The organism is Maledivibacter sp. (assembly GCA_025210375.1).
Taxonomy (GTDB): Bacteria; Bacillota; Clostridia; order Peptostreptococcales; family Caminicellaceae; genus JAOASB01.
This window is the reverse complement of record JAOASB010000035.1, coordinates 17,462-37,744: the sequence shown is the minus strand read 5'-3', so window position 1 is coordinate 37,744 and position 20,283 is coordinate 17,462. Positions and strand designations below refer to the sequence as shown.

Genomic DNA, 20,283 nt, shown 5'->3' with positions numbered 1-20,283 from the left:
TACTTGGCTAAGCCTGATATGCGAATATCATCCTATATTTAATTGCTTAAGATATAAGCATATTTGATGGTATAGTTCTTAAGGTTTTTTAACTATATATAGTAGATAGTTTTTGCAGAAGGTAATTATGCAATTTGCTCTTAAAATATGATATAATACTTAAGAATAAAATTTGCTTTTAGATATACTCGCTATATTATTTACATATAGTGAGAATTAGGAAAGGATGAAATACGATGTCTTTATTAGAACAATGGCAAGAGCAGGCTTACGCTGAACGTAGCCAGGATGAGTACAATAAGTTTTGGGGGAATTACCTTCCAATGGAGCAAAAAAACTACGAATATATTCTAGAAAACAAAGAAGAAGCCATAGAAGGTTCTTTAGCTGAGTTAGCCGAAAAATTTGATATGGATTCTATTACATTTACTGGCTTCTTAGATGGAATTAATTCAAGTTTAACTGAAGAAATAGATCTTGATAATGTAACAGAAGAAAGTAATGTAAAACTTTCAGTAGACTTTGAAAAGCTATATTATAATATGCTTGCTGCTAAAGCAGACTGGCTTTATAGTCTTCCACAGTGGGATGACATCCTAACTGCCCAAAAAAGAAAGGATATCAAAAAGGAGTATAACAAGTCTCGTATAGTTGTAAACCCAAATAAAATTGGTCGAAATGATCCATGTCCTTGTGGTAGTGGTAAGAAATATAAAAAATGCTGTTTAAATAAATAATTTCACAACCTGAGTTGGTGCTTAGCACCAACTTATTTTTTTATATGGATCAATAACAAATTAAGCAATAAATTTCCAAAGTCATTAATGTCATAATAATACATAATCACCATTAAGACGATATCATTCCCCAGCAAATATTGATATAATCAATATAGGGATCATGCTAAATTGATTTTTATAAGGAGGAAAATACTTATGAAGAAGTACCTAGTAATTATATTGACCATTATTTTAGGGTTTGGACTTCTACAAACCACACAGGCTAATGCAATGGTCTTAAATAATATTGATTCATCCAATGTAAACCTAGGTAATAAAATACTTGAAGAATCCGTTAGACTTCTACTACACAAACCCCAAGGTGAATTGACCCAAGCTGATTTATCAAATATAGAGATGCTGAACTTATCTAATAAAGGATTAAAGGACTTAAGAGGAATAGAATATTTGACAAATGTTATTGAGCTTCACCTTGACAATAATAATATAGCGGATATAAGTAATCTCGGTCAACTAACAAAACTAAGGATTTTACACCTTCAAAGAAATTCCATAAGTGATATTTCTCCATTAGCAAACTTAACTAATTTAGAGGAGTTATCTTTAAATGGTAATAGGGTCACTTCTCTACAGAGTCTAAGTGGGTTAGTGAATCTAAAAAGACTATATTTTACTGAAAACAATATTACGGATATAAGCCCCCTTAAGACCCTAGTAAATTTGAACAGCCTTTATATGAAATATGGTAATAATATTAGGAATTATAGCCCTATATCCAGCTATTATGAAAATATAGCAAACCATGATCTAAATCTAACAAATGATGAGTTTGAAGATATATTAGCTACTGGTATCAAACCATTGCTTAACTTACCTCAGCTTATTGAAGAAGCAAAGCATAGAAATCCAAACGATCTTAAATTAAATGGATATTATGCCATTTCATCAAATAGTCAATATGAAGATTTTAAAAAAAATAACAGCATAGCCTCCTTTGATTCCATATCCTTTGCTTGGGCATTAGTTGATTACGACGAAAAGTCAAATATATCATTTATTAATCTAAGCAGCTCTGTAAATGAGTTTCATATTCCCGATGGTTATCAGGAACCATTAAAGTATATCGAGAAAAAGAAAATTAACGCCAACATCAATATATATGCATCAAAAAACTACGATGAATTGTTCGTCAACGCTGATGATCTGATAAATCAAATTAGGGATTTGTTAAGGGGAAAAAATAAGCCTTATGAGAGGATAGCTTTTAATGGTGTAGTTATAGACTTTGAAAATCTACCCATTAGCCATAGATCAAACTATGTAGGGTTTCTGTATAAGCTGGATAGGGAACTAGATAAATATAATAAAAATCTAATCGTTGCCGTTTCTCCTTTGAGTTCATATGACTTTTCAAAGATAGTGGAAATAGCCGATAACGTGATTCTTATGCTTCATGATTATGATATAAAAAACAGTAATAGTTTAGGAGTAGTTAATGGAAAAGTTGATAACCCTAATACCCCCATTGAAAGAATCAAAGGCGACCTTATAAACATACTAAACGAAATCGATAGAGATAGATATACATCTAAGCTTTGGCTTCAAATCAACTTCGCCATAAATCAAAATAAAGTTTGCAAGGGGACAATAACTAATCAAATGCCATTTACTCCTCAATACAGGGATTTGGTTAAGAGAATAAAGTCAGAGATTAACTATAGGGATATAGATAGTGTAATTCAATATAATCATTTATATGAAAATCCTTATATGGTATACACAGAAAATGGTATAACCAACTCAATATGGTATGAGGACAATAGAAGTGTAGCTGCTAAGTTACAGCTTGTAAAAGATCTAGGACTTGGTGGAGTATCACTCTGGAGAATTGGAAATATTCCAGATTATAACTCTTCTATGTACCTTGATACTTGGGATTTAATAAGAAAATTTAATGATTAAAAGAGTTCTTTTATTTCAAAAATCTAAAAAGCCTGAAGACAAAATCTTCAGGCCTTGTTAGTTTAATTTAATTAAAGGATTGTAATGTTTTCAGCTTGAGGACCTTTAGCTCCTTCAACAACGTCAAAAGATACTTTTTGTCCTTCTTCTAAAGTTTTGAATCCTTCTTTGTTGATTTGTGAGAAATGAGCAAATACATCATTTCCTTCATCAGTAGTGATGAATCCAAATCCTTTGTCTGCGTTAAACCATTTTACTGTACCAGTCATGTTTTCTTACCTCCGAAATTTTTATTCCTTTTATTCTATGTAATAATTATTAATAAAAGCTAAAAGCATATAATCCTTTCGCTTTTGGTCATATTGCATCTTACAAGATGACCTACAATAAAAATTTCGAAATCTATATTTTAATTAAGTTATTCTTAATTTTAGATTATTCGAAAATTGTTCTTATGTAATTAATTATTTACTTATGAATAAAGGTTCTCTATAATCATATACTATTTAGAAAATAAGTCAAGCGTTTTTTAGATTTTTTATTTATAGAGCAAATTAAATAATTACTTTCTGTAAAAACCATGTACTACATGTAGTTTTAAAATCCTTAAAGCTATACCATCAAATATGCTTATATCTTAAGCAATTAAATATAGTATGATATTCGCATATGCAACCCAGCCAAGTAAGAATTATGCAATTTCCTCTATAGATGCATCTTTTTCTTATCCTCAAAATCTGATATACTAAATTGATTGTAAATAATACCAATAAAATGGTATCTATAGGGATTTTAGTATAGACTTTAACTTATACTATGAGAACCCTATATAGATAAACAACATTAACACTTAAAATATAATTCAAAGAAAATAATGAGGGCTTTTACATTTTTTATTTGAATTATATTAAACCTTGAAGTTGTTTATCTCTAAATTAAGCTTTTAAAAAACTATATTTCAAATTGAAAGGTAAATATTATGATGAATTTTAAAAAATTAGAGCTTAGCGATGATATTATAAATGTCCTCAAGGCTCAAGGGATCAATAATCCTACTCCAATTCAGCAGCAAAGCATCAAACTAATAAAGGATGGTAATGATGTTATAGCTGAGGCACAAACTGGTACTGGCAAAACTCTTGCTTTTCTACTACCAATGTTTGAAAATATGTCTTCTGATATAACCACTATCCAAGGCTTAATCCTTACTCCTACGAGGGAGCTTGCAATACAGATAACTCAAGAGGCCGTAAAGCTAAAAGAATCAAAGGATTTAAATGTTTTAGCTGCCTATGGTGGACAAGATATTCAAGGGCAGTTAAAGAAGCTAAAGGGGAATATACATCTAGTAATCGCAACCCCAGGTAGGCTACTTGATCATCTTCGTAGAGAAACCATCAAGCTAGACACCCTAAAGACATTAGTATTAGATGAGGCCGATCAAATGCTTCATCTAGGCTTTAAAAATGAAGTTGAAGCCATTATAAAACAAACACCAAAAAATAGACAAACCCTATGCTTCTCCGCAACTATGAATTCTCAAGTTAAAAAGCTAGCCTATAGGTTTATGATTGACCCAAAAATAGTGATAATTAAAAAAGAAGAAATAACTCTCAAAAATATAAAACAGGTTTTAATAGAAACAACGGATAGAAGGAAACAATCTGATTTATGTAGAATTTTAGACGAGGATAATCCTTTCATGGCGATTATATTTTGTAGAACTAAAAGAAGAGCTGATACCCTTGAAGAGGCTCTTTTTCAAAAAGGCTATAATTGTCAAAAACTACATGGTGGATTAACTCAATCAAAGCGTGAAAAAGTCATGAAGTCCTTTAAAAACTTAGAATTTCAATACTTGATTGCCACCGACGTGGCTGCTAGGGGCTTAGATATAAGCGGTGTTACCCATGTATACAACTATGATATTCCTGAAAATGCTGAGTCCTATATTCACCGTATAGGTAGAACCGGAAGGGCTGGAGAAAAAGGATATGCTTATCTATTTGTAGCTCCAAAGGATAAGAATACTTCAGATCTTATTGAGCAAGAAATCAAACTACAAATTCCCAGAAGGGTTTTAAAGCCTTTAAAGGATACCAAGAAAAATTCACAAGAAAATACCCAAACTCCAAAAAGAAAGTATTCAAAAAGAATAAATACAAAACCTAAAAAATTTCATAAATCAAACAACAAGAAAAGAAAAAAAAGATAAATTAGATGAATTAAAACACCTTATGGCTTAATCCATAAGGTGTTTTAAAGTAATATATTTTAAATTATGTTTTTTATTCTAATCAAGCCTTCTTCAAGTAATGATAAGGGGCAAGCATAGTTAATTCTCATAAATCCATTTCCTTCATATCCAAACATTGACCCTCCATCTAATACAACACCGGCTTCTTCTTTTATCTTTCTCTCTAGTTTCCTATAGTCATCTTCAACTTCTCTAAAATCCAACCATGCCAAATATGTACCTTGGGGCTTTGTGAATTTTACATTTGGCATATTTTCTCTAACAAAATCCCCAATAAAGTCCGCATTATTATTTAAATATACTAAAAGCTCCTCAAGCCACTGCTCCCCTTCCTGTGAATATGCTGCGTGAACTGCTTCTATTGCAAATATATTTGGAGTTGGGGTATGCATAAAGGATTTTTCAAATTCCCGTTTAATCCTTTGCCTTATATCTTTATTTGGGATAATAATATTAGAAATCTCTAATCCTGCCAAATTAAATGTCTTGCTTGGTGCTGTACAAACAACTGTATTTTCTTTGTACTCTTCACCTAAGATTGCATAGGTAGTATGTTTATTACCTGGTAGTATAAGATCACTGTGAATTTCATCAGCCACTACTATTATTCCATATTTATTACAAATTTCGCCCAGTTTTTTTAGTTCTTCCCTTTCCCATACTCTGCCAACGGGGTTATGTGGACTACACAAAATCATCATTTTTGTATTTATATCCCTTGCCTTTTCTTCTAAATCCCCATAGTCCATGACATATTTATTATCCTTCATGATTAAAGGATTGTTTACAGTTTGTCTGCCATTATTCTCAATAGCCTTTTTAAATGGGTAGTATACCGGCTGCTGAATTATTATCTTATCTCCTTCATTAGTTAATGCCCTAATTATGAAATTTAATGCGGGTACTATCCCAGGTGAATTAATAACCCACTCTTCTTTGATTTCCCAATTGTATCTTTTTTTATACCAATAATCCAAAGCTAAGTGATAATCACTTAAGGGCCTACTGTAACCAAATATACCATGTTCTGCCCTTTTTTTAATAGCATCAATTACCGCCTGTGGGCATTTAAAATCCATATCGGCAACCCACATTGGCAGTAAATCCTTACCCCTAGCATTCATATGTTCATCAATTAATTGTGGTTCCCATTTAAGAGAATTAGTACCTGTTCTATCGATAACTTCGTCAAAATTGTATTTCATTTAAAACTCATCTCCTTCCTATTATCCAATAATTATAAATTTTTACTAAATTCATCATACTATAATTTGAATAATTTAACAATATTCACATATTGTCACAAAGAAAAAGTTGAGATATCTACATTTTTTGAGCAATAAACCTATCTTCAATAATATCTTCTAGTTGAATCATATAAGATACCATATCATTAATATGTGTTGAGGATTGTTTTGAAATAGCCATTGATTTTTTTATCTTTTTTACATTTTCAGCAGATGTCTTTTTAAGATCATTTAAAGATTCCATCATAGTATTTAGTTTAGAATAATTAGAATCAATTAATTCTTCGATATCTTTCATCTCTTGAATCGTTTGATGGTTAGATTGTTGTACATTATCGAAAACTCTAAAAGTTTCTTTAGAAGCTTCATTTAAAGAATTCATTTTAAGAACATTTTTTTCAATATGCTTTGATAAATTATCAGTTTCTATGTAGATATCTTTAACTGTATTCTCAATTTGCACAGAAGCTATTGCTGTCTCATCCGCTAATTTTCGTACTTCATTTGCTACTACTTCAAAGCCCCTTCCTGCTTCACCAGCTCTAGCAGCCTCAATACTTGCATTTAATGCCAATAGATTTGTTTGGGAAGAAATACGGTTGATGACATCTGTAAATTGATGGATACTAGATATTTTATGATTGAGTTCTTTAAAATCACTATTTAAAGAACTTATATTAGTAGCTATACCTGTAATATCTTCTTTTAAATTATTTACAGTTTTATTACCACGAATTATCATTTCTTCACTTAACTTAATACTTCCTTCTATTTGAAAAGTCGCTTTTAAAACCATCTTATTATCTTCTATAATATTTGAAGCCATATGATCTTGATTCTCAAACATTCCCATTTGTTTATTTAACTCTTTTATTATTTTTAGAATTTCTAGATTGAATTCCGTATTATTTTTAGAATTCTTATATAATGACTCATTTACTAACTCAATTAGATACCTTAAAGCATCTTTTATTTCTTCATAGGAACTGGGATGTTCCTGTGTATTGTCATCTTTTCTTTTTATATCTACTGTTTTTTTCTTTCTTATACTATTAATTATTTTTTTAAGCATTATTCATTCCACCCCAAAGCTAAAATAGTAAGCGTTTCATTCATATGAAACTTTCCCAATTGCTCTCCATAGGAACTAAATCCACATAGCAAAGGAACATATTCATTAAATATATTTGTCAAATCCCCAGTGAGTTTCTTCTCTTTAAAATAAAGTGTTCGCAGAAGACAATTAAAGGCCATTACCACTTTCAAGTTAGGTATTTCTTCTTTAACCTCTGATAAAGTTTCATGAAGAACTGTCTTAGGATCTATGGGTTCTAAAATGTCAACTATTGAATTTGGAAGCACTTGAGCATATACAGTAATAGATTTATCAGGATGAATTTGTGTTGGAGTAGCAATGAAGATTTCATCTCCTATCATTCTTCCTAATGGATTAATCGTAAAATGTTTATCTAAATCACTTTCATCAATACCTAATACTCTTGCATACTCAGCCGCTGCAGGCCTTCCATTCAGCTCATGAATCACTCTATTTCGTACATCCACCTTAGTAGCTGTCATGGTTTTACCCGACTGAATAAATATATTTTCTTTTTTAATACAAAAAGGCTCATTTGTTTTTACAAATGTGACTATGCATCCATTATTAATAACCTTTCCATTGTATGAAATAAATGTTTTTTTAAAATCTAAACCATCCCCAGCAGTCCCCCCTACTATTTTAAACTCAGAATCTTTAATAACAGCATATATTACGGACAGCAGTTTTTCCTCCATACAAAACATTCCATTAAACAATCCTATGCCAAAGCCTTTCTCAGATATACTTAATGAGCTTGGATCTAATCCTACGGATTGCATAGCTTCTGATATTTTATCCTTATATAAAATGGGATGATGATTTCCATCTTCTATCATGGCACTTTTTACTCTCATTTCCTTTGAAGAAATGGATATAGCCAATAATCCATCATCGTCAAACCCTTCATTACAAATTTCTCCAGCAGTCGTTGTTCCCATTACTTCACAATCTGAAAATTTATTATGCATTTCTTTTGACACATATTCAAAATCATAAATAGGAGATACAAAAAACATAACTATCTTAATATTTTCTTGATCTATCTTTTTTATAATTTCTTGTACAGCTCCTTGTACATTTTTATTTTTGGAATAATACACCTTTGCATTCATCAGTAGTCACCTTCCTTTGATGGATATAACAAAATACTTTGGTATCCACACTATATATAAAATAAATTATGACATAATATAACATAATATAACTATACTAATATTTTAAAATGGACCTATACCCAATTTGTTGGACACATAGAAAGGTGAATATACAGAAACTAGGTTACTAATTTATTGGCCATATTAACAGCTTCCTTTGCATTAGTTGAGTATCCGTCAGCACCTATTTTTTTCCAAAGGCTTGGATCATCGTCAAAGGCCTGTCCACCTATAACAATTTTTATGTTTTCGCACCCCTTGGATAAGCGAATAACTTTCACTAGATTTGATACCGTATCAATATAAATTGGCAAAGTTGCTGATATCAGTAAGACCTCTGCTTTTGTATATTTAATAGCCTCTATAATACTTTGTGTTGGGGAATTAGTACCTAGATAATATACATACCACCCATCTAGTTCTAGTAAATCAGCAACCATTTTCAAGCCGATTTCGTGAAGATCTCCGCTCACAGTTACTGCTACAGCCCTATGCTTTTTGTTAGGATTATTTCCTATTGTCATAGCTGACATTATCTGTTGTGTAACAAAGGAACAAAAATGTTCTTGTGGGATACTAACTTTATTGAGATACCATAGATTTCCCAGCTTTTTAAGAGCCGGTTCTATTACATATAGATATATCTGTTCAATAGGAATGTCCATTATCAGAGCTTCTTCTATGATTTCCCTTGCTATGTCCTTATCTCCACTTAGCAATGTTCTTAAATAATCCTCTGACAGTTTGTCTAGGGGGATATCTTTTTTTACTGACTTAAGGTGTTCACATTTCTTATTTTCTTTCTTTCTTGCCAAAAGATAGTCTAATGATACGTCAAAATAATTTGCTATTTTATTTAAATTCTTTTGTTCTGGAAATCTTATATTTTTTTCATAATTTGCAATAGTAGTTTGAGCTAATCCCAAGACCTCTGCTAAGTCTTTCTGTGTTAGTTTTCTTTCTTTTCTTATTTTTTTTAATCTATGTCCAAAGGTACTCATCTATTAGCCCCCTTCCTCAGATTATTTTATCATAAAAGTGCTTTTATATTAAAAAAAGTGTATAGCTTTAAGAATTCTCTTAAAAACTATACACTTTAGCTTTAATACCCCAAATAAAGATATTACATCATACTGTGGTGTCCCTTGACTCGTGTTCCAACAACCATTTCTTACGCCATAGACCACCTTCATATCCTACTAACTTCCCATTGCTTCCAACCACTCTATGACATGGTATAATTATTGCCACTTTATTTTTATTATTTGCATTTCCTACCGCCCTACATGCATTATCATTTCCTATCCCTACTGCTATTTCCTTATATGATAATGTTTTTCCATAGGGTATTTTTGTTAGTTCACTCCAAACCCTATTTTGGAATTTTGTGCCATTCATCTTCAAGGGCAAATCAAATTTCTTTCTTTTACCATTAAAATAATCCTTTAGTTGATTTTTTGCCTCACCTAATGTGGGCTCTAACCTCTCTTCATATCTTTTTTCTTTAAGAAAATCCAGACTAACTATGCTCCCACCTTCCGATTGAATCTCTATTAAACCTATGGGGGATTCAAAATAGGTAACATTATTTTCCAAATTAATCTCTCCAATATCTTTATATTTGAATTATAATATAGATTATATCATTTTTCATAGGTTTAATTAATATTATTCCAATGCAATTAATAACTTTAAAAAGGATATTGCTTCTTTATTAAGTACCACAAAAAGTTCTATATGGACGATCAGATGGTGGAGGCAGTGTGGAATACTCATCTTGCTTAGGGGTGTGGTCATAGGGACGGGAAAGAACATCAAGAAATCTCTCCATCACACTATAATCTCCATGTTTCACTGCTGCTTCCAATGCCTCTTCTACTCTATGATTACGTGGAATAATTGCGGGATTAGAACTTAGCATTAACTGATGCGAGGAAGCCTTTGATTCTTGTTGCCTTCCTAGTCTCCCTTGCCACATCCCATACCACTGACGAAATTCTGCTTTATCAAATAAAGCCATATCCTTTGTATTATCAAAGGTTAATGCACGAAAGGTGTTAGTAAAGTCCCCTCGATATCTTTTCATTATACTAAATAATTCATTTATAAGTGATTCATCCTGTGGTTCTTGGTTAAATATGCCCAGTTTAGCTCTCATTCCCTTAAGCCAATTGCAGTGATATAACTCAGTAAATTTTGAAATTTCCTCTTGAGCAATTAAGGCAGCCTGTTCTTTGTTATCATGTAACAATGGTAATAGGGTTTCAGCAAATCTTGCGAGGTTCCACGCAGCAATATGTGTCTGATTACCATAGGCATAACGTCCATGAATGTCAATGGAGCTGAATACCGTTGCTGGATCATAGGTATCCATGAAAGCACAGGGTCCATAATCAATGGTTTCTCCACTAATAGTCATATTGTCGGTGTTCATTACTCCATGGATAAAACCAACTAACTGCCATCGGGCAATTAAAGCGGCATGACCCTTAATTACCTCTTGTAGCAGGGAAATATAATGATTCCCATTAGCCTCAAAATCCGGAAAATGTCTTTGCAATGTGTAATCAGCCAATGCACGAAGATTTTCAATGATTCCCAATGCTGAAACGTATTGAAAGGTGCCAACTCTAAGGTGACTGGCAGCTATGCGAGTCAAAATTGCACCGGTTTCATGTTCCTCGCGAATTATTGACTCTCCAGTAGTTACAACTGCTAGACTACGGGTGGTAGCAATACCCAGCCCATGCATCGCTTCGCTGATTATATATTCCCGTAGCATCGACCCAAGGGATGCACGCCCATCTCCCCCACGGGAATAGGGAGTCCTACCTGCTCCTTTAAGTTGAATATCGAACCTCTCACCTAAAGGAGTAACCTGTTCTCCCAGTAGTAATGCCCGACCATCACCCAACATAGTAAAATGACCAAATTGATGTCCTGCGTAGGCTTGAGCAATCGGGAAAGCCCCTTTTGGAACCTTGTTACCAGCCAATATCTCTACCCCATCATCCCTTTGCAAGGATTCAGCATCCAAACCTAAGGATGTTGCCAAGGGTTCATTGAAAATAATCAATTTAGGAGAATAAACGGGGGTTGGATTGAGACTAGTAAAAAATGTTTTGGGCAAACGAGCATAACTATTATGGAAATTCCACCCTGCTTCAGCTATTACTTTTCTCTCTTTCATCTTATCTCCTTCCTTACTATGTGTTTTTGAATATTTGTCTCTTACTTCCATGAAACAAAGAAAATAAAACTTAATATTTTCAAATATTAATTTATGGAGATAACTTTTTTATAGAGATCCCAGTCAAAATTTCAGTTTGTATTTAGGTGACTTGCTTATTTTTTCATACACCTTACATTTTTATAGTATCTGCTTCTGACCATTTATTATACTTTTTCCCCATTAAGTCAAGGTTAGATAATATTTTCTAGGCGTGCGTAAAATCAAATACATTTTTGATACATAAAACCCATTACTTTAGTCATTATAGATTTTTTATTCATTTTGAATTAGATTTCTTACTGTTAATATATTCAATAATATAATTATCTAATATTTTACTCTTGATAACGATTTCATTATCTGTCAAAGAAACATCTTCGTTTTCCAAAAGATCATTTAATTGTTGCCTATGATTCTCAAGTATTTTATTAATTGATTGATCATCCCTTTTTTTTATAATCATGTCTATTCCCCCAATATCAATGATAGTTGAACTAATTATACCAACATATGTAAGAACTTTCATTGTCAATTGTAGGAATTTAGATAAAAATGATGTATTTTCACATATTTTTGCTAATTGAGCAATTTGCTCGATAAACAACATTAAGACTTGAAATATATTAAACATTGAGGGTGTTTATCTTTGCATGTAGTTTTAAAACACTCAAAAACATTGAATATTTGTCCATGGCCTTTGAAAATATATAAAAAAAAGTGTCTCAAAATGAAGAAAGTTCATCATTTCAAAACACCCTATTTCATATTTAAGAATCGTTAATTATACAACCATCTTGTTCAATCATAAATTATTATTTTTCACTCTCTCAATTAAGTCTTCAACCTTCACCCTAATTAAATCCCTAGTATTTCTAAAGCCTTCAATAGGCCCACCCGATGGATCATCAAGCCCCCAATCCTCAGTATGCCCACAAGGGATATATGGACACACAACGTTACATCCCATAGTTATTAAGATGTCTATTTCCTTAGGTATATCAGTAAGAAGCTTTGGGTGATGCTTAGCCATGTCTACCCCTGCTTCTTCCATAACCTTTACTGCTCCAGGCTTTACCTCAGGATATTCTTCTGTACCCGCTGAATATACTTCAAGCACATCCCTACCTAGTTTTTTGGCCCATCCTTCGGCCATTTGAGAACGACATGAGTTATGAACACATACAAATGCAACCTTTTTCTTCATGATGATCCCTCCCCATAGAAATGGTATTTATGCTGTTACTTTATTTTACTTCCTTAAACCAATGCTTAGTATTATTTGCTATTTTAACAAGGGCAAGCATTAATGGCACTTCAACTAATACGCCAACCACTGTGGCAAGGGCAGCTCCCGATTGAAGACCAAATAATGATATGGCCACAGCAACAGCTAATTCAAAGAAATTACTTGCACCTATCATTGATGCTGGTGCTGCAATATTATGTGGAAGCTTCCAGACTTTAGCCCATCCATAGGCAATTATAAATATCAAAAATGTCTGAATAATAAGTGGTACTGCTATTAATCCTATATGAAGTGGATTATTCATGATAACCTCACCTTGAAATGAAAATATTATTACAAGGGTTAAAAGCAATCCAATCATTGTTATGTTGTCAAACTTTTTAAGAAACACATTTTCAAAATAATCAATTCCTTTATTCTTAACTATATATTTTCTAGAAATATATCCCCCTGCCAGTGGTATTACAACAAATAATACAACGGAAAGTAACAGGGTGTCATATGGTACTATAACATCTGAAACCCCAAGCAAAAAAGCTACTATAGGTGTGAAGGCAAAGAGTAATATTAGATCGTTTACAGCAACTTGTACTAATGTATATGCTGGATCTCCATCGGTTAAATGACTCCATACGAAAACCATAGCCGTACAAGGTGCCGCCCCAAGCAAAACAGCTCCCGCTAAATAATCTGTTGCCAAACTTGCAGGTATAAATGCTTTAAATACTACTTTAAAAAAGAATCCTGCAATTAAATACATAGTAAATGGCTTAATTAACCAGTTCGTAACACATGTCACTGTCAGTCCCTTTGGCTTCCTAGTTGCTTCAACTATACTTGAAAAATCTATTTTAAGCATCATTGGATAAATCATAAGCCATATAAGAATGGCTACAGGGATGGAAACCTGTGCATATTCAAATTTACTTAAAGTCTCTGGGAATGATGGTACCAATTGACCTATAGAAACTCCAGCCACAATACACAACGCTACCCAAATCGTTAAATATCTTCCGAAAAAGTCTAGACCTCCACCTTGTTTTTTGACTTCCTTAGACATATTAATCCTCCTTCATTTCTTCAATTTTACACCTTCAAGCTTCTCTATTTTTTTGTATTTTTCTGCACTTTCATCAATATTTATTCCCATTTTTTGACTTCTTTACACTCTAGTTAAATCTATTCCTCCCCACAGCATTTCTTTTTTGTTACTTTATTACAGATACAGTCTTTCTTATATGATGATAAATGATTTATAAAATCACTTAGGTCAGTAAATTTGTTTTTATTAAGGGAGTATATAGTCCATTTTCCATTTTTTTTTGATTTTACAAGTCCTGCATGTTGAAGTATTTTCATATGATGGGAAATAGTTGGTTGTGTAAGCTCCAATCCTTCCATGATGTCACATGCACAAAGTTCTCCACATGAAAGCATTTCAATAATAAGTAATCTATTATTATCCGATAAAGCCTTGAATATCTCTACTTTTTCATTCATATAATCATTCCTTTCATTACATATAGATACATTTGAATATGTCTATATATAGAATACCGTCAGACATAACTTCTGTCAATATACTTTACATAAAGTTTACAATTGATTCATGTATAGAGATTTCACAAAGTTAAAGTTTATACTAGAATCCCTAAACCCTCTATAAATGCCACTTATAGTTCTAAGTTTTATACTTCTTGCTAAGGAGTCTTTGGATTTGAAAACAACTACAGAAATAGGAGCAGGTAATTAATATTACCTGCTCCTACACCCCTAATCAAATATTCTTGTTTATAAAAACTCTACCCTTTGATCTCATCAAATCTTTCTAAAAGAATAGTTGCCGCCTTTGTAGCAGACATTCTGTCATTCATGAGTTCATCTTGAATTACTGGTATAAGGTTCTTTACTCCTTCATGGTCATAAAACCTACTTTTCAACTGCTCTATAACCATTGTAAATACCCACTGCAATGTTTGATTTTTTCTTCGCTCTTGAAGCACTCCTGAAGCCTCGGTCAACTTTTGAAATTCTTCAATAACCTGCCATAGTTCAACAATGCCTTTATTGTATAGGGCTGAACAAGTCAATGACTTAGATGTCCACCCCTGTGTTGCCGGGCGAAGATAGTGAAGCATGTTGCTAAACTCTGTTTGGGCCGCTTTAGCTCTAATGTAATTATCTCCATCGGCTTTATTGATCAATATAGCATCACAGATTTCCATTACACCCTTTTTCATTCCTTGAAGCTCATCACCGGCACCGGTTATTAGAACCAACAGAAAAAAATCCACCATAGATCTTACCGTTACCTCATTTTGACCCACTCCTACGGTTTCAATAAGTAACACATCAAAGCCTGCTGATTCACATAGGAGAAGGGTTTCTCTACTTTTTCTAGCTACTCCTCCTAGCATTCCCCCGGAAGGTGATGGTCTAATAAAGGCATTGGGGTGATTAGAAAGCTTTTCCATACGGGTTTTATCCCCTAATATACTCCCACCGGTAATGGAGCTACTCGGATCTACAGCTAACACAGCTACCTTATGTCCTAATTCACAGAGTTTTAGCCCTAGGGCCTCAATCAAAGTACTCTTCCCCGCACCGGGAACACCTGAAATACCAATACGTATAGAATTTCCAGTATAGGGCAGCAGCCTTTGTAAAAGCTCCTGAGCCTGTTCAAAGTGTCTTTTGGCATTGCTTTCAATCAAAGTAATAGCCCTTGCAATTATGGTTCTATCCTTCTCCATGATCCCTTTAAAGTATTCATCCACAGTAAGCTGTTTTCTACGTTTTACTTTAGGGCGCTTTCGAACTGTTGTAAAGGAGGAAGGAAGTCCATCATGCCCTCCCTTTACCCCCTCCATAACATTTGTAGTGTAGGAGGAATTTGCATCCTCGGGTACCCACTTTGGTTTTTTTACGTTGTTTGTCATTATTAATCATATCCTAAACTTTCATTTATAACATTCATTACCTTATCAGCACATTCAGTTATGATTGATCCTGGTCCAAATATGAGAGCAGCCCCATGCTCATACAAATAATCATAATCCTGTGCCGGAATAACTCCACCTGCAAAGACAATAATATCATCTCTACCAAGGTCTGCAAGAGCCTTTACCAATTGTGGAAGTAGTGTTTTATGTCCAGCAGCAAGTGAACTCATACCAACGGCATGAACATCATTTTCCACCGCATCTCTGGCAACTTCTTCGGGAGTTTGGAATAATGGGCCTACATCCACGTCAAATCCCATATCGGCAAAACCAGTAGCCACTACCTTAGCTCCTCTGTCATGTCCATCTTGTCCCATTTTGGCTATATATATCCTTGGTCTACGTCCTTCGTTTTCCTCAAACTCATCGGTCATAATCCTTACTTTATCTATATCATTAGTTTTTGCATATTCAGAACTATAAACCCCAGATATTGATTTTATCACAGCTTTATGTCTCCCCTTTATTTTCTCAATGGCATATGATATCTCACCTAGGCTTGCTCTTACACGGGCAGCATTAACTGCTAATTCTAAGAGATTTCCCTCTCCTGTTTCAGTGGCCTTTGTTATAGCTTCTAATGCCTTTTTAACATCCTCTTCATTTCTATTAGCCCTTAGCTTTTCCAGCCTTTGTATCTGAGCCTGTCTAACAGCTGTATTATCAATTTCTAATATCTCAATAGGATCTTCATGATCCAGCCTGTATTTATTTACACCTATGATTGCTTCCTTTGCAGAGTCAATTTTGGCTTGCCTACGGGCAGACCCTTCCTCTATACGCATTTTAGGAAGACCTGTTTCTATGGCTTTGGCCATACCCCCAAGGGACTCTACCTCTTGAATATGTGACCATGCTTTTCTTGCCATTTCATGGGTTAATCTTTCTACATAATAGGAACCTGCCCAGGGATCGATTACCTTACAAATTGAAGTCTCGTCCTGAAGATATAGCTGGGTATTTCTTGCAATCCGAGCAGAAAAATCCGTAGGTAAGGCAATAGCCTCATCCAAAGCATTGGTATGAAGGGATTGAGTATGCCCTAAGGAAGCAGCCATAGCTTCTATTAAAGTCCTCGTAACATTATTAAATGGATCTTGTTCCGTAAGTGACCAGCCCGAGGTCTGGGAATGGGTTCTAAGGGCTAGGGACTTAGGATTCTTTGGATTAAACTGATTTACTATTTTTGACCAAAGCATACGTCCTGCACGCATCTTAGATACTTCCATAAAATAATTTGTACCTTGAGCCCAGAAGAAGGATAATCTAGGTGCAAAGGCATCTATATCAATTCCTGCTTTGATACCAGCTCTAATGTATTCTAATCCATCCGCTAAAGTATAGGCTAATTCTATATCATTAGTAGCACCTGCCTCCTGCATATGATACCCAGATATAGATATAGAATTGAATTTAGGCATATACTTAGAGGTATATTCAAATATATCGGCTATGATTCTCATTGAAATCTCAGGTGGATATATATATGTGTTTCTTACCATATATTCCTTTAATATATCGTTCTGTATTGTACCAGCTAGTTTTTCCTTTGGAACTCCTTGTTCTTCTCCTGCCACTATATAAAAAGCAAGAACAGGTAAAACTGCACCGTTCATCGTCATGGATACGGACATCTTGTCTAGGGGAATTCCGTCAAACAATATATTCATATCTAGCATGGAATCAACGGCAACCCCAGCCTTACCAACATCTCCTACAACCCTTTCATGGTCTGAGTCATATCCCCTATGGGTTGCGAGGTCAAAGGCTATAGAAAGTCCTTTTTGTCCAGCCGCCAGGTTTCTTTTGTAAAAGGCATTACTTTCCTCGGCCGTTGAAAAACCTGCGTATTGTCTTACAGTCCAGGGCCTAGTCACATACATTGTTGCATAGGGTCCCCTTAGGTAAGGGCTGATACCCGCTGTAAAACCTAAATGCTCAAAATTCTTATATTCTTCTTTAGTATAAAGTGCCCCTACGTTAATTTGCTCATTTGTCATCCAATTAAAGTCAGAAATTTTTTGATGTGCTTTAGACTCAAAAGCCTGCTTCCAATCGGACATACTACTACTTTGCGGCTTTATATCTAATTCTAGCCTAGTGAAATCAGGATGCTTACTCATTGTCTTCTACCTCCTTTTGGAAGCTTAATAGAAGATTGTAGCAATCTGCCCCCATATATATAAAATGATCTATTCCCGCTTCTCTATATGCCAATTCTAGTTCCTTAGTTGGTCGTCCAGCTACCACTAAGGACATTTTAGGATTCTTAGACTTTATACCCTTAGCTATCTCAGGTACAAGCTCTGGATAGGTTGCATCGGTAGAGCATATAACCCCTATTTGGGCACCGGATTCAAGTCCTTCATTTACTGCGGATTTCACATCCATAAATCCATTATTTTTGATCACTTCAAAGCCTCCGACCTCGAAAAATCCAGTTGTGAAATCAGCTCTAGGCTTATGCTGAGGTATTGAACCCATATTAAGTAAGAATACCTTGATATCCTTTCCTTGCTTTTTAAGCTCCTTAGTACGATCTCTCAAAGCCTCAAATCTCTGGGCCCCTCTTTGTAACCCTATGGGCTTGATAGCACAAGGCTCCTTAGTGAATGAATTGCAAAGCTCTGCTATATCCCCTAGGGTTGCACCAATCATTATGCTATCAATTGCTTTGTCAATTGATATAGACCCTGTCATTTCACGAATGTCCCCAAGCTCCGATATGGAATTAGCTACTGCAAATATATCTTTTTGCATTCTATATTTTCTTACTTGATTAGCTCTTTTATTTTTTATATCCTCAAGATCACTTTCCCTAGAGTCTAATTTTTCTTCCTGCATATTAGGATACATATTTGTACCAACCCAGACATGTTTACGCTTAGCCATGTTTTTAAATTTCTCTTCATACTTGGCATTAACGGAAGCCTGGGCTTTATTATTGAGTATAAGCTGAAGCATACCGCCTTCCCCTTCAACCTCTTGAAATCTAGTCCATGCCTTTTCAGCAAGCTCATGGGTTAATGTTTCAATATACCAAGAACCACCTGCTGGATCTATAGGCTGAGTAAAATGACATTCATCCTGTAGGATTGCTTGAACATTTCTTGATATACGTCTTGAAAATTCATCGGACTCCCTTATAGGCTCATCAAACGGAATAATATCTAGACTATCTACTCCTGCTATAGCCCCAGAGAATGCTTCTGATGCATTCCTCAGCATATTTACATAGGGATCGTATATGGTTTTAGTCCAGGACGACGTTTTACCATGTATATATATTTTCTGTGCTTCGTGACTGCCTCCGAAAGCCTTGACTATTTGTGACCAAAGCATTCTAGCTGCACGTATTTTAGAAAGCTCCATAAAGAAATTTGATCCTAGGGAAAAGCTAAAGGCCATATGGGGAGTTATATCCTCAATATCTATGCCTCTTTCTATCATTTCTCTAATATATTCAGCCCCGGTAGCCATGGCAAAGGCAAGCTCCTGAACTGCATCGGCTCCACCGTCATGATATGGATGCCCTTCTATCAATATGGTTCTTAGCTTTGAATCCTTACTTAATGTATATTTCATTATGTCAAACATATATCCATAGGCTTCTGTTGTTGAAAAAGGTAAGTCCCCTTCTCTAGCTAAGAAGCCTAAAGGATCATATCCTATTACTCCCTTAAGCTCATCCATACCTTGATCTTGCTTCTTAAGGTAGGCTCCTAATAAAGACATCATCGGTATAGGATTAGCTCCAACATTAATATAAAAAGGAAGCACCTCTAAAACTAAGTCCTGAAATGCTACGGTAATGTCTTCCAAGGTTGACAAAGATAGTCCTCTATAACCTACTTCCTCGGCATTGAGCATATCGCAATCAATTCCATACCTTGTAGCCTTATCTAGGGTTATATTAAGTGCTGTTTGTCCTCTATATAGATCATGTAGCACCTTTTCATTGAATTGTTTAGGGTAACTTGCATATATTTCTTGACATATGGCCCAAGGCTGAACCATATTACCCTCTGCCTTAGTTCCTCTAACATAGGGGGCAAAACCAGGTAATGTATCAGTATGAGGTAAAGAATCTAAAGCTTCTCTCATATAAATTGGCTGAAGTGTTATTCCCTCCGGGGTTTTTGTAAACATAGCTTTTTGGAAAGGTTTTCCTTTAAGCAAAGCTGTTGCAGCTTCTTTCCATTCCTCATAGCTAGGTTCTTTAAACTCTCCAAATAACCGTCCCTGTGCATCGTAGCCATTTTGAACTTGTGTATCTTTACTATCCTCCATAACCACACCTCTTCTCATTCTTTTTGCAAACATTGGTTTTGCATGGACCCTAAC

The 20,283-nt window shown here is 34.3% G+C and carries 16 protein-coding genes and 1 pseudogene; 3 read left to right on the top strand and 14 right to left on the bottom strand.

Going from position 1 to position 20,283, the window contains the following annotated elements; translation table 11 throughout:
- Positions 1–236: 236 nt before the first annotated feature.
- A complete protein-coding gene (locus N4A68_12655) occupies positions 237–737 on the top strand; it encodes an SEC-C metal-binding domain-containing protein (GenBank protein ID MCT4565146.1) in 501 nt (166 codons plus the stop codon).
- Positions 738–935: 198 nt separating this feature from the next.
- Positions 936–2,702, top strand: a complete 1,767-nt coding sequence (locus N4A68_12650; GenBank protein MCT4565145.1) for a leucine-rich repeat domain-containing protein — start codon at positions 936–938, stop codon at positions 2,700–2,702.
- A gap of 71 nt (positions 2,703–2,773) precedes the next feature.
- Here the strand turns inward: N4A68_12650 and N4A68_12645 are convergent, their stop codons facing one another.
- Complete coding sequence (locus N4A68_12645; protein MCT4565144.1) at positions 2,774–2,971, bottom strand: cold-shock protein; 198 nt, start codon at positions 2,969–2,971, stop codon at positions 2,774–2,776.
- Between the two features lie 710 nt (positions 2,972–3,681).
- Between N4A68_12645 and N4A68_12640 the strand changes: the two are divergent.
- Positions 3,682–4,785, top strand: a pseudogene (locus N4A68_12640) (DEAD/DEAH box helicase).
- A 191-nt stretch (positions 4,786–4,976) separates the two neighbouring features.
- Here N4A68_12640 and N4A68_12635 read toward each other — a convergent pair.
- The 13 genes from N4A68_12635 to N4A68_12575 form a co-directional block, all read right to left on the bottom strand.
- On the bottom strand, positions 4,977–6,164 hold the full coding sequence (locus N4A68_12635) for a pyridoxal phosphate-dependent aminotransferase (GenBank protein MCT4565143.1): 1,188 nt from the start codon (positions 6,162–6,164) through the stop codon (positions 4,977–4,979).
- Positions 6,165–6,282: 118 nt separating this feature from the next.
- Complete coding sequence (locus tag N4A68_12630) at positions 6,283–7,278, bottom strand: methyl-accepting chemotaxis protein (GenBank protein ID MCT4565142.1); 996 nt, start codon at positions 7,276–7,278, stop codon at positions 6,283–6,285.
- On the bottom strand, positions 7,278–8,417 hold the full coding sequence (locus N4A68_12625) for an FIST C-terminal domain-containing protein (protein ID MCT4565141.1): 1,140 nt from the start codon (positions 8,415–8,417) through the stop codon (positions 7,278–7,280). The genes N4A68_12630 and N4A68_12625 overlap by 1 nt, the downstream gene beginning before the upstream one ends.
- A 161-nt stretch (positions 8,418–8,578) precedes the next feature.
- Positions 8,579–9,460 (bottom strand): cobalamin-dependent protein, encoded by an 882-nt coding sequence (locus N4A68_12620; protein MCT4565140.1) that lies wholly within the window; start codon positions 9,458–9,460, stop codon positions 8,579–8,581.
- Positions 9,461–9,587: 127 nt separating this feature from the next.
- Positions 9,588–10,061, bottom strand: a complete 474-nt coding sequence (locus N4A68_12615) for a methylated-DNA--[protein]-cysteine S-methyltransferase (protein MCT4565139.1) — start codon at positions 10,059–10,061, stop codon at positions 9,588–9,590.
- 112 nt (positions 10,062–10,173) lie between these two features.
- The gene (locus tag N4A68_12610) at positions 10,174–11,649 is read right to left on the bottom strand and encodes a YdiU family protein (GenBank protein ID MCT4565138.1); all 1,476 of its coding nucleotides are present in this window, start codon (positions 11,647–11,649) and stop codon (positions 10,174–10,176) included.
- Between the two features lie 319 nt (positions 11,650–11,968).
- Positions 11,969–12,154, bottom strand: coding sequence for a Spo0E family sporulation regulatory protein-aspartic acid phosphatase (locus tag N4A68_12605; GenBank protein MCT4565137.1), 186 nt, complete (start codon positions 12,152–12,154; stop codon positions 11,969–11,971).
- 339 nt (positions 12,155–12,493) lie between these two features.
- A complete protein-coding gene (locus N4A68_12600) occupies positions 12,494–12,895 on the bottom strand; it encodes an arsenate reductase ArsC (protein ID MCT4565136.1) in 402 nt (133 codons plus the stop codon).
- 40 nt (positions 12,896–12,935) lie between these two features.
- Positions 12,936–13,997 (bottom strand): ACR3 family arsenite efflux transporter, encoded by a 1,062-nt coding sequence (gene arsB, locus N4A68_12595; protein MCT4565135.1) that lies wholly within the window; start codon positions 13,995–13,997, stop codon positions 12,936–12,938.
- Positions 13,998–14,116: 119 nt separating this feature from the next.
- The gene (locus tag N4A68_12590) at positions 14,117–14,437 is read right to left on the bottom strand and encodes a metalloregulator ArsR/SmtB family transcription factor (GenBank protein MCT4565134.1); all 321 of its coding nucleotides are present in this window, start codon (positions 14,435–14,437) and stop codon (positions 14,117–14,119) included.
- A 302-nt stretch (positions 14,438–14,739) separates the two neighbouring features.
- Positions 14,740–15,876 (bottom strand): methylmalonyl Co-A mutase-associated GTPase MeaB, encoded by a 1,137-nt coding sequence (meaB, locus tag N4A68_12585; protein ID MCT4565133.1) that lies wholly within the window; start codon positions 15,874–15,876, stop codon positions 14,740–14,742.
- Between the two features lie 2 nt (positions 15,877–15,878).
- Positions 15,879–18,062: a methylmalonyl-CoA mutase gene (gene scpA, locus N4A68_12580; protein MCT4565132.1), complete on the bottom strand. Its 2,184-nt coding sequence runs from the start codon at positions 18,060–18,062 to the stop codon at positions 15,879–15,881.
- Entirely contained in the window at positions 18,055–20,229 is a 2,175-nt protein-coding gene (locus tag N4A68_12575; protein MCT4565131.1) for an acyl-CoA mutase large subunit family protein, read from the bottom strand. The genes scpA and N4A68_12575 overlap by 8 nt, the downstream gene beginning before the upstream one ends.
- Positions 20,230–20,283: the final 54 nt, after the last annotated feature.

Excerpts from the sequence above, each read along its gene's own strand:
- scpA (MCT4565132.1), bottom strand. The coding sequence starts at position 18,062 with ATGAGTAAGCATCCTGATTTCACTAGGCTAGAATTAGATATAAAGCCG.
- N4A68_12575 (MCT4565131.1), bottom strand. The coding sequence starts at position 20,229 with ATGGAGGATAGTAAAGATACACAAGTTCAAAATGGCTACGATGCACAG.
- N4A68_12620 (MCT4565140.1), bottom strand. The coding sequence starts at position 9,460 with ATGAGTACCTTTGGACATAGATTAAAAAAAATAAGAAAAGAAAGAAAA.
- N4A68_12590 (MCT4565134.1), bottom strand. The coding sequence starts at position 14,437 with ATGAATGAAAAAGTAGAGATATTCAAGGCTTTATCGGATAATAATAGA.
- N4A68_12610 (MCT4565138.1), bottom strand. The coding sequence starts at position 11,649 with ATGAAAGAGAGAAAAGTAATAGCTGAAGCAGGGTGGAATTTCCATAAT.
- N4A68_12625 (MCT4565141.1), bottom strand. The coding sequence starts at position 8,417 with ATGAATGCAAAGGTGTATTATTCCAAAAATAAAAATGTACAAGGAGCT.
- meaB (MCT4565133.1), bottom strand. The coding sequence starts at position 15,876 with ATGACAAACAACGTAAAAAAACCAAAGTGGGTACCCGAGGATGCAAAT.
- N4A68_12635 (MCT4565143.1), bottom strand. The coding sequence starts at position 6,164 with ATGAAATACAATTTTGACGAAGTTATCGATAGAACAGGTACTAATTCT.
- N4A68_12600 (MCT4565136.1), bottom strand. The coding sequence starts at position 12,895 with ATGAAGAAAAAGGTTGCATTTGTATGTGTTCATAACTCATGTCGTTCT.
- N4A68_12655 (MCT4565146.1), top strand. The coding sequence starts at position 237 with ATGTCTTTATTAGAACAATGGCAAGAGCAGGCTTACGCTGAACGTAGC.
- N4A68_12605 (MCT4565137.1), bottom strand. The coding sequence starts at position 12,154 with ATGATTATAAAAAAAAGGGATGATCAATCAATTAATAAAATACTTGAG.
- arsB (MCT4565135.1), bottom strand. The coding sequence starts at position 13,997 with ATGTCTAAGGAAGTCAAAAAACAAGGTGGAGGTCTAGACTTTTTCGGA.
- N4A68_12645 (MCT4565144.1), bottom strand. The coding sequence starts at position 2,971 with ATGACTGGTACAGTAAAATGGTTTAACGCAGACAAAGGATTTGGATTC.
- N4A68_12630 (MCT4565142.1), bottom strand. The coding sequence starts at position 7,278 with ATGCTTAAAAAAATAATTAATAGTATAAGAAAGAAAAAAACAGTAGAT.
- N4A68_12650 (MCT4565145.1), top strand. The coding sequence starts at position 936 with ATGAAGAAGTACCTAGTAATTATATTGACCATTATTTTAGGGTTTGGA.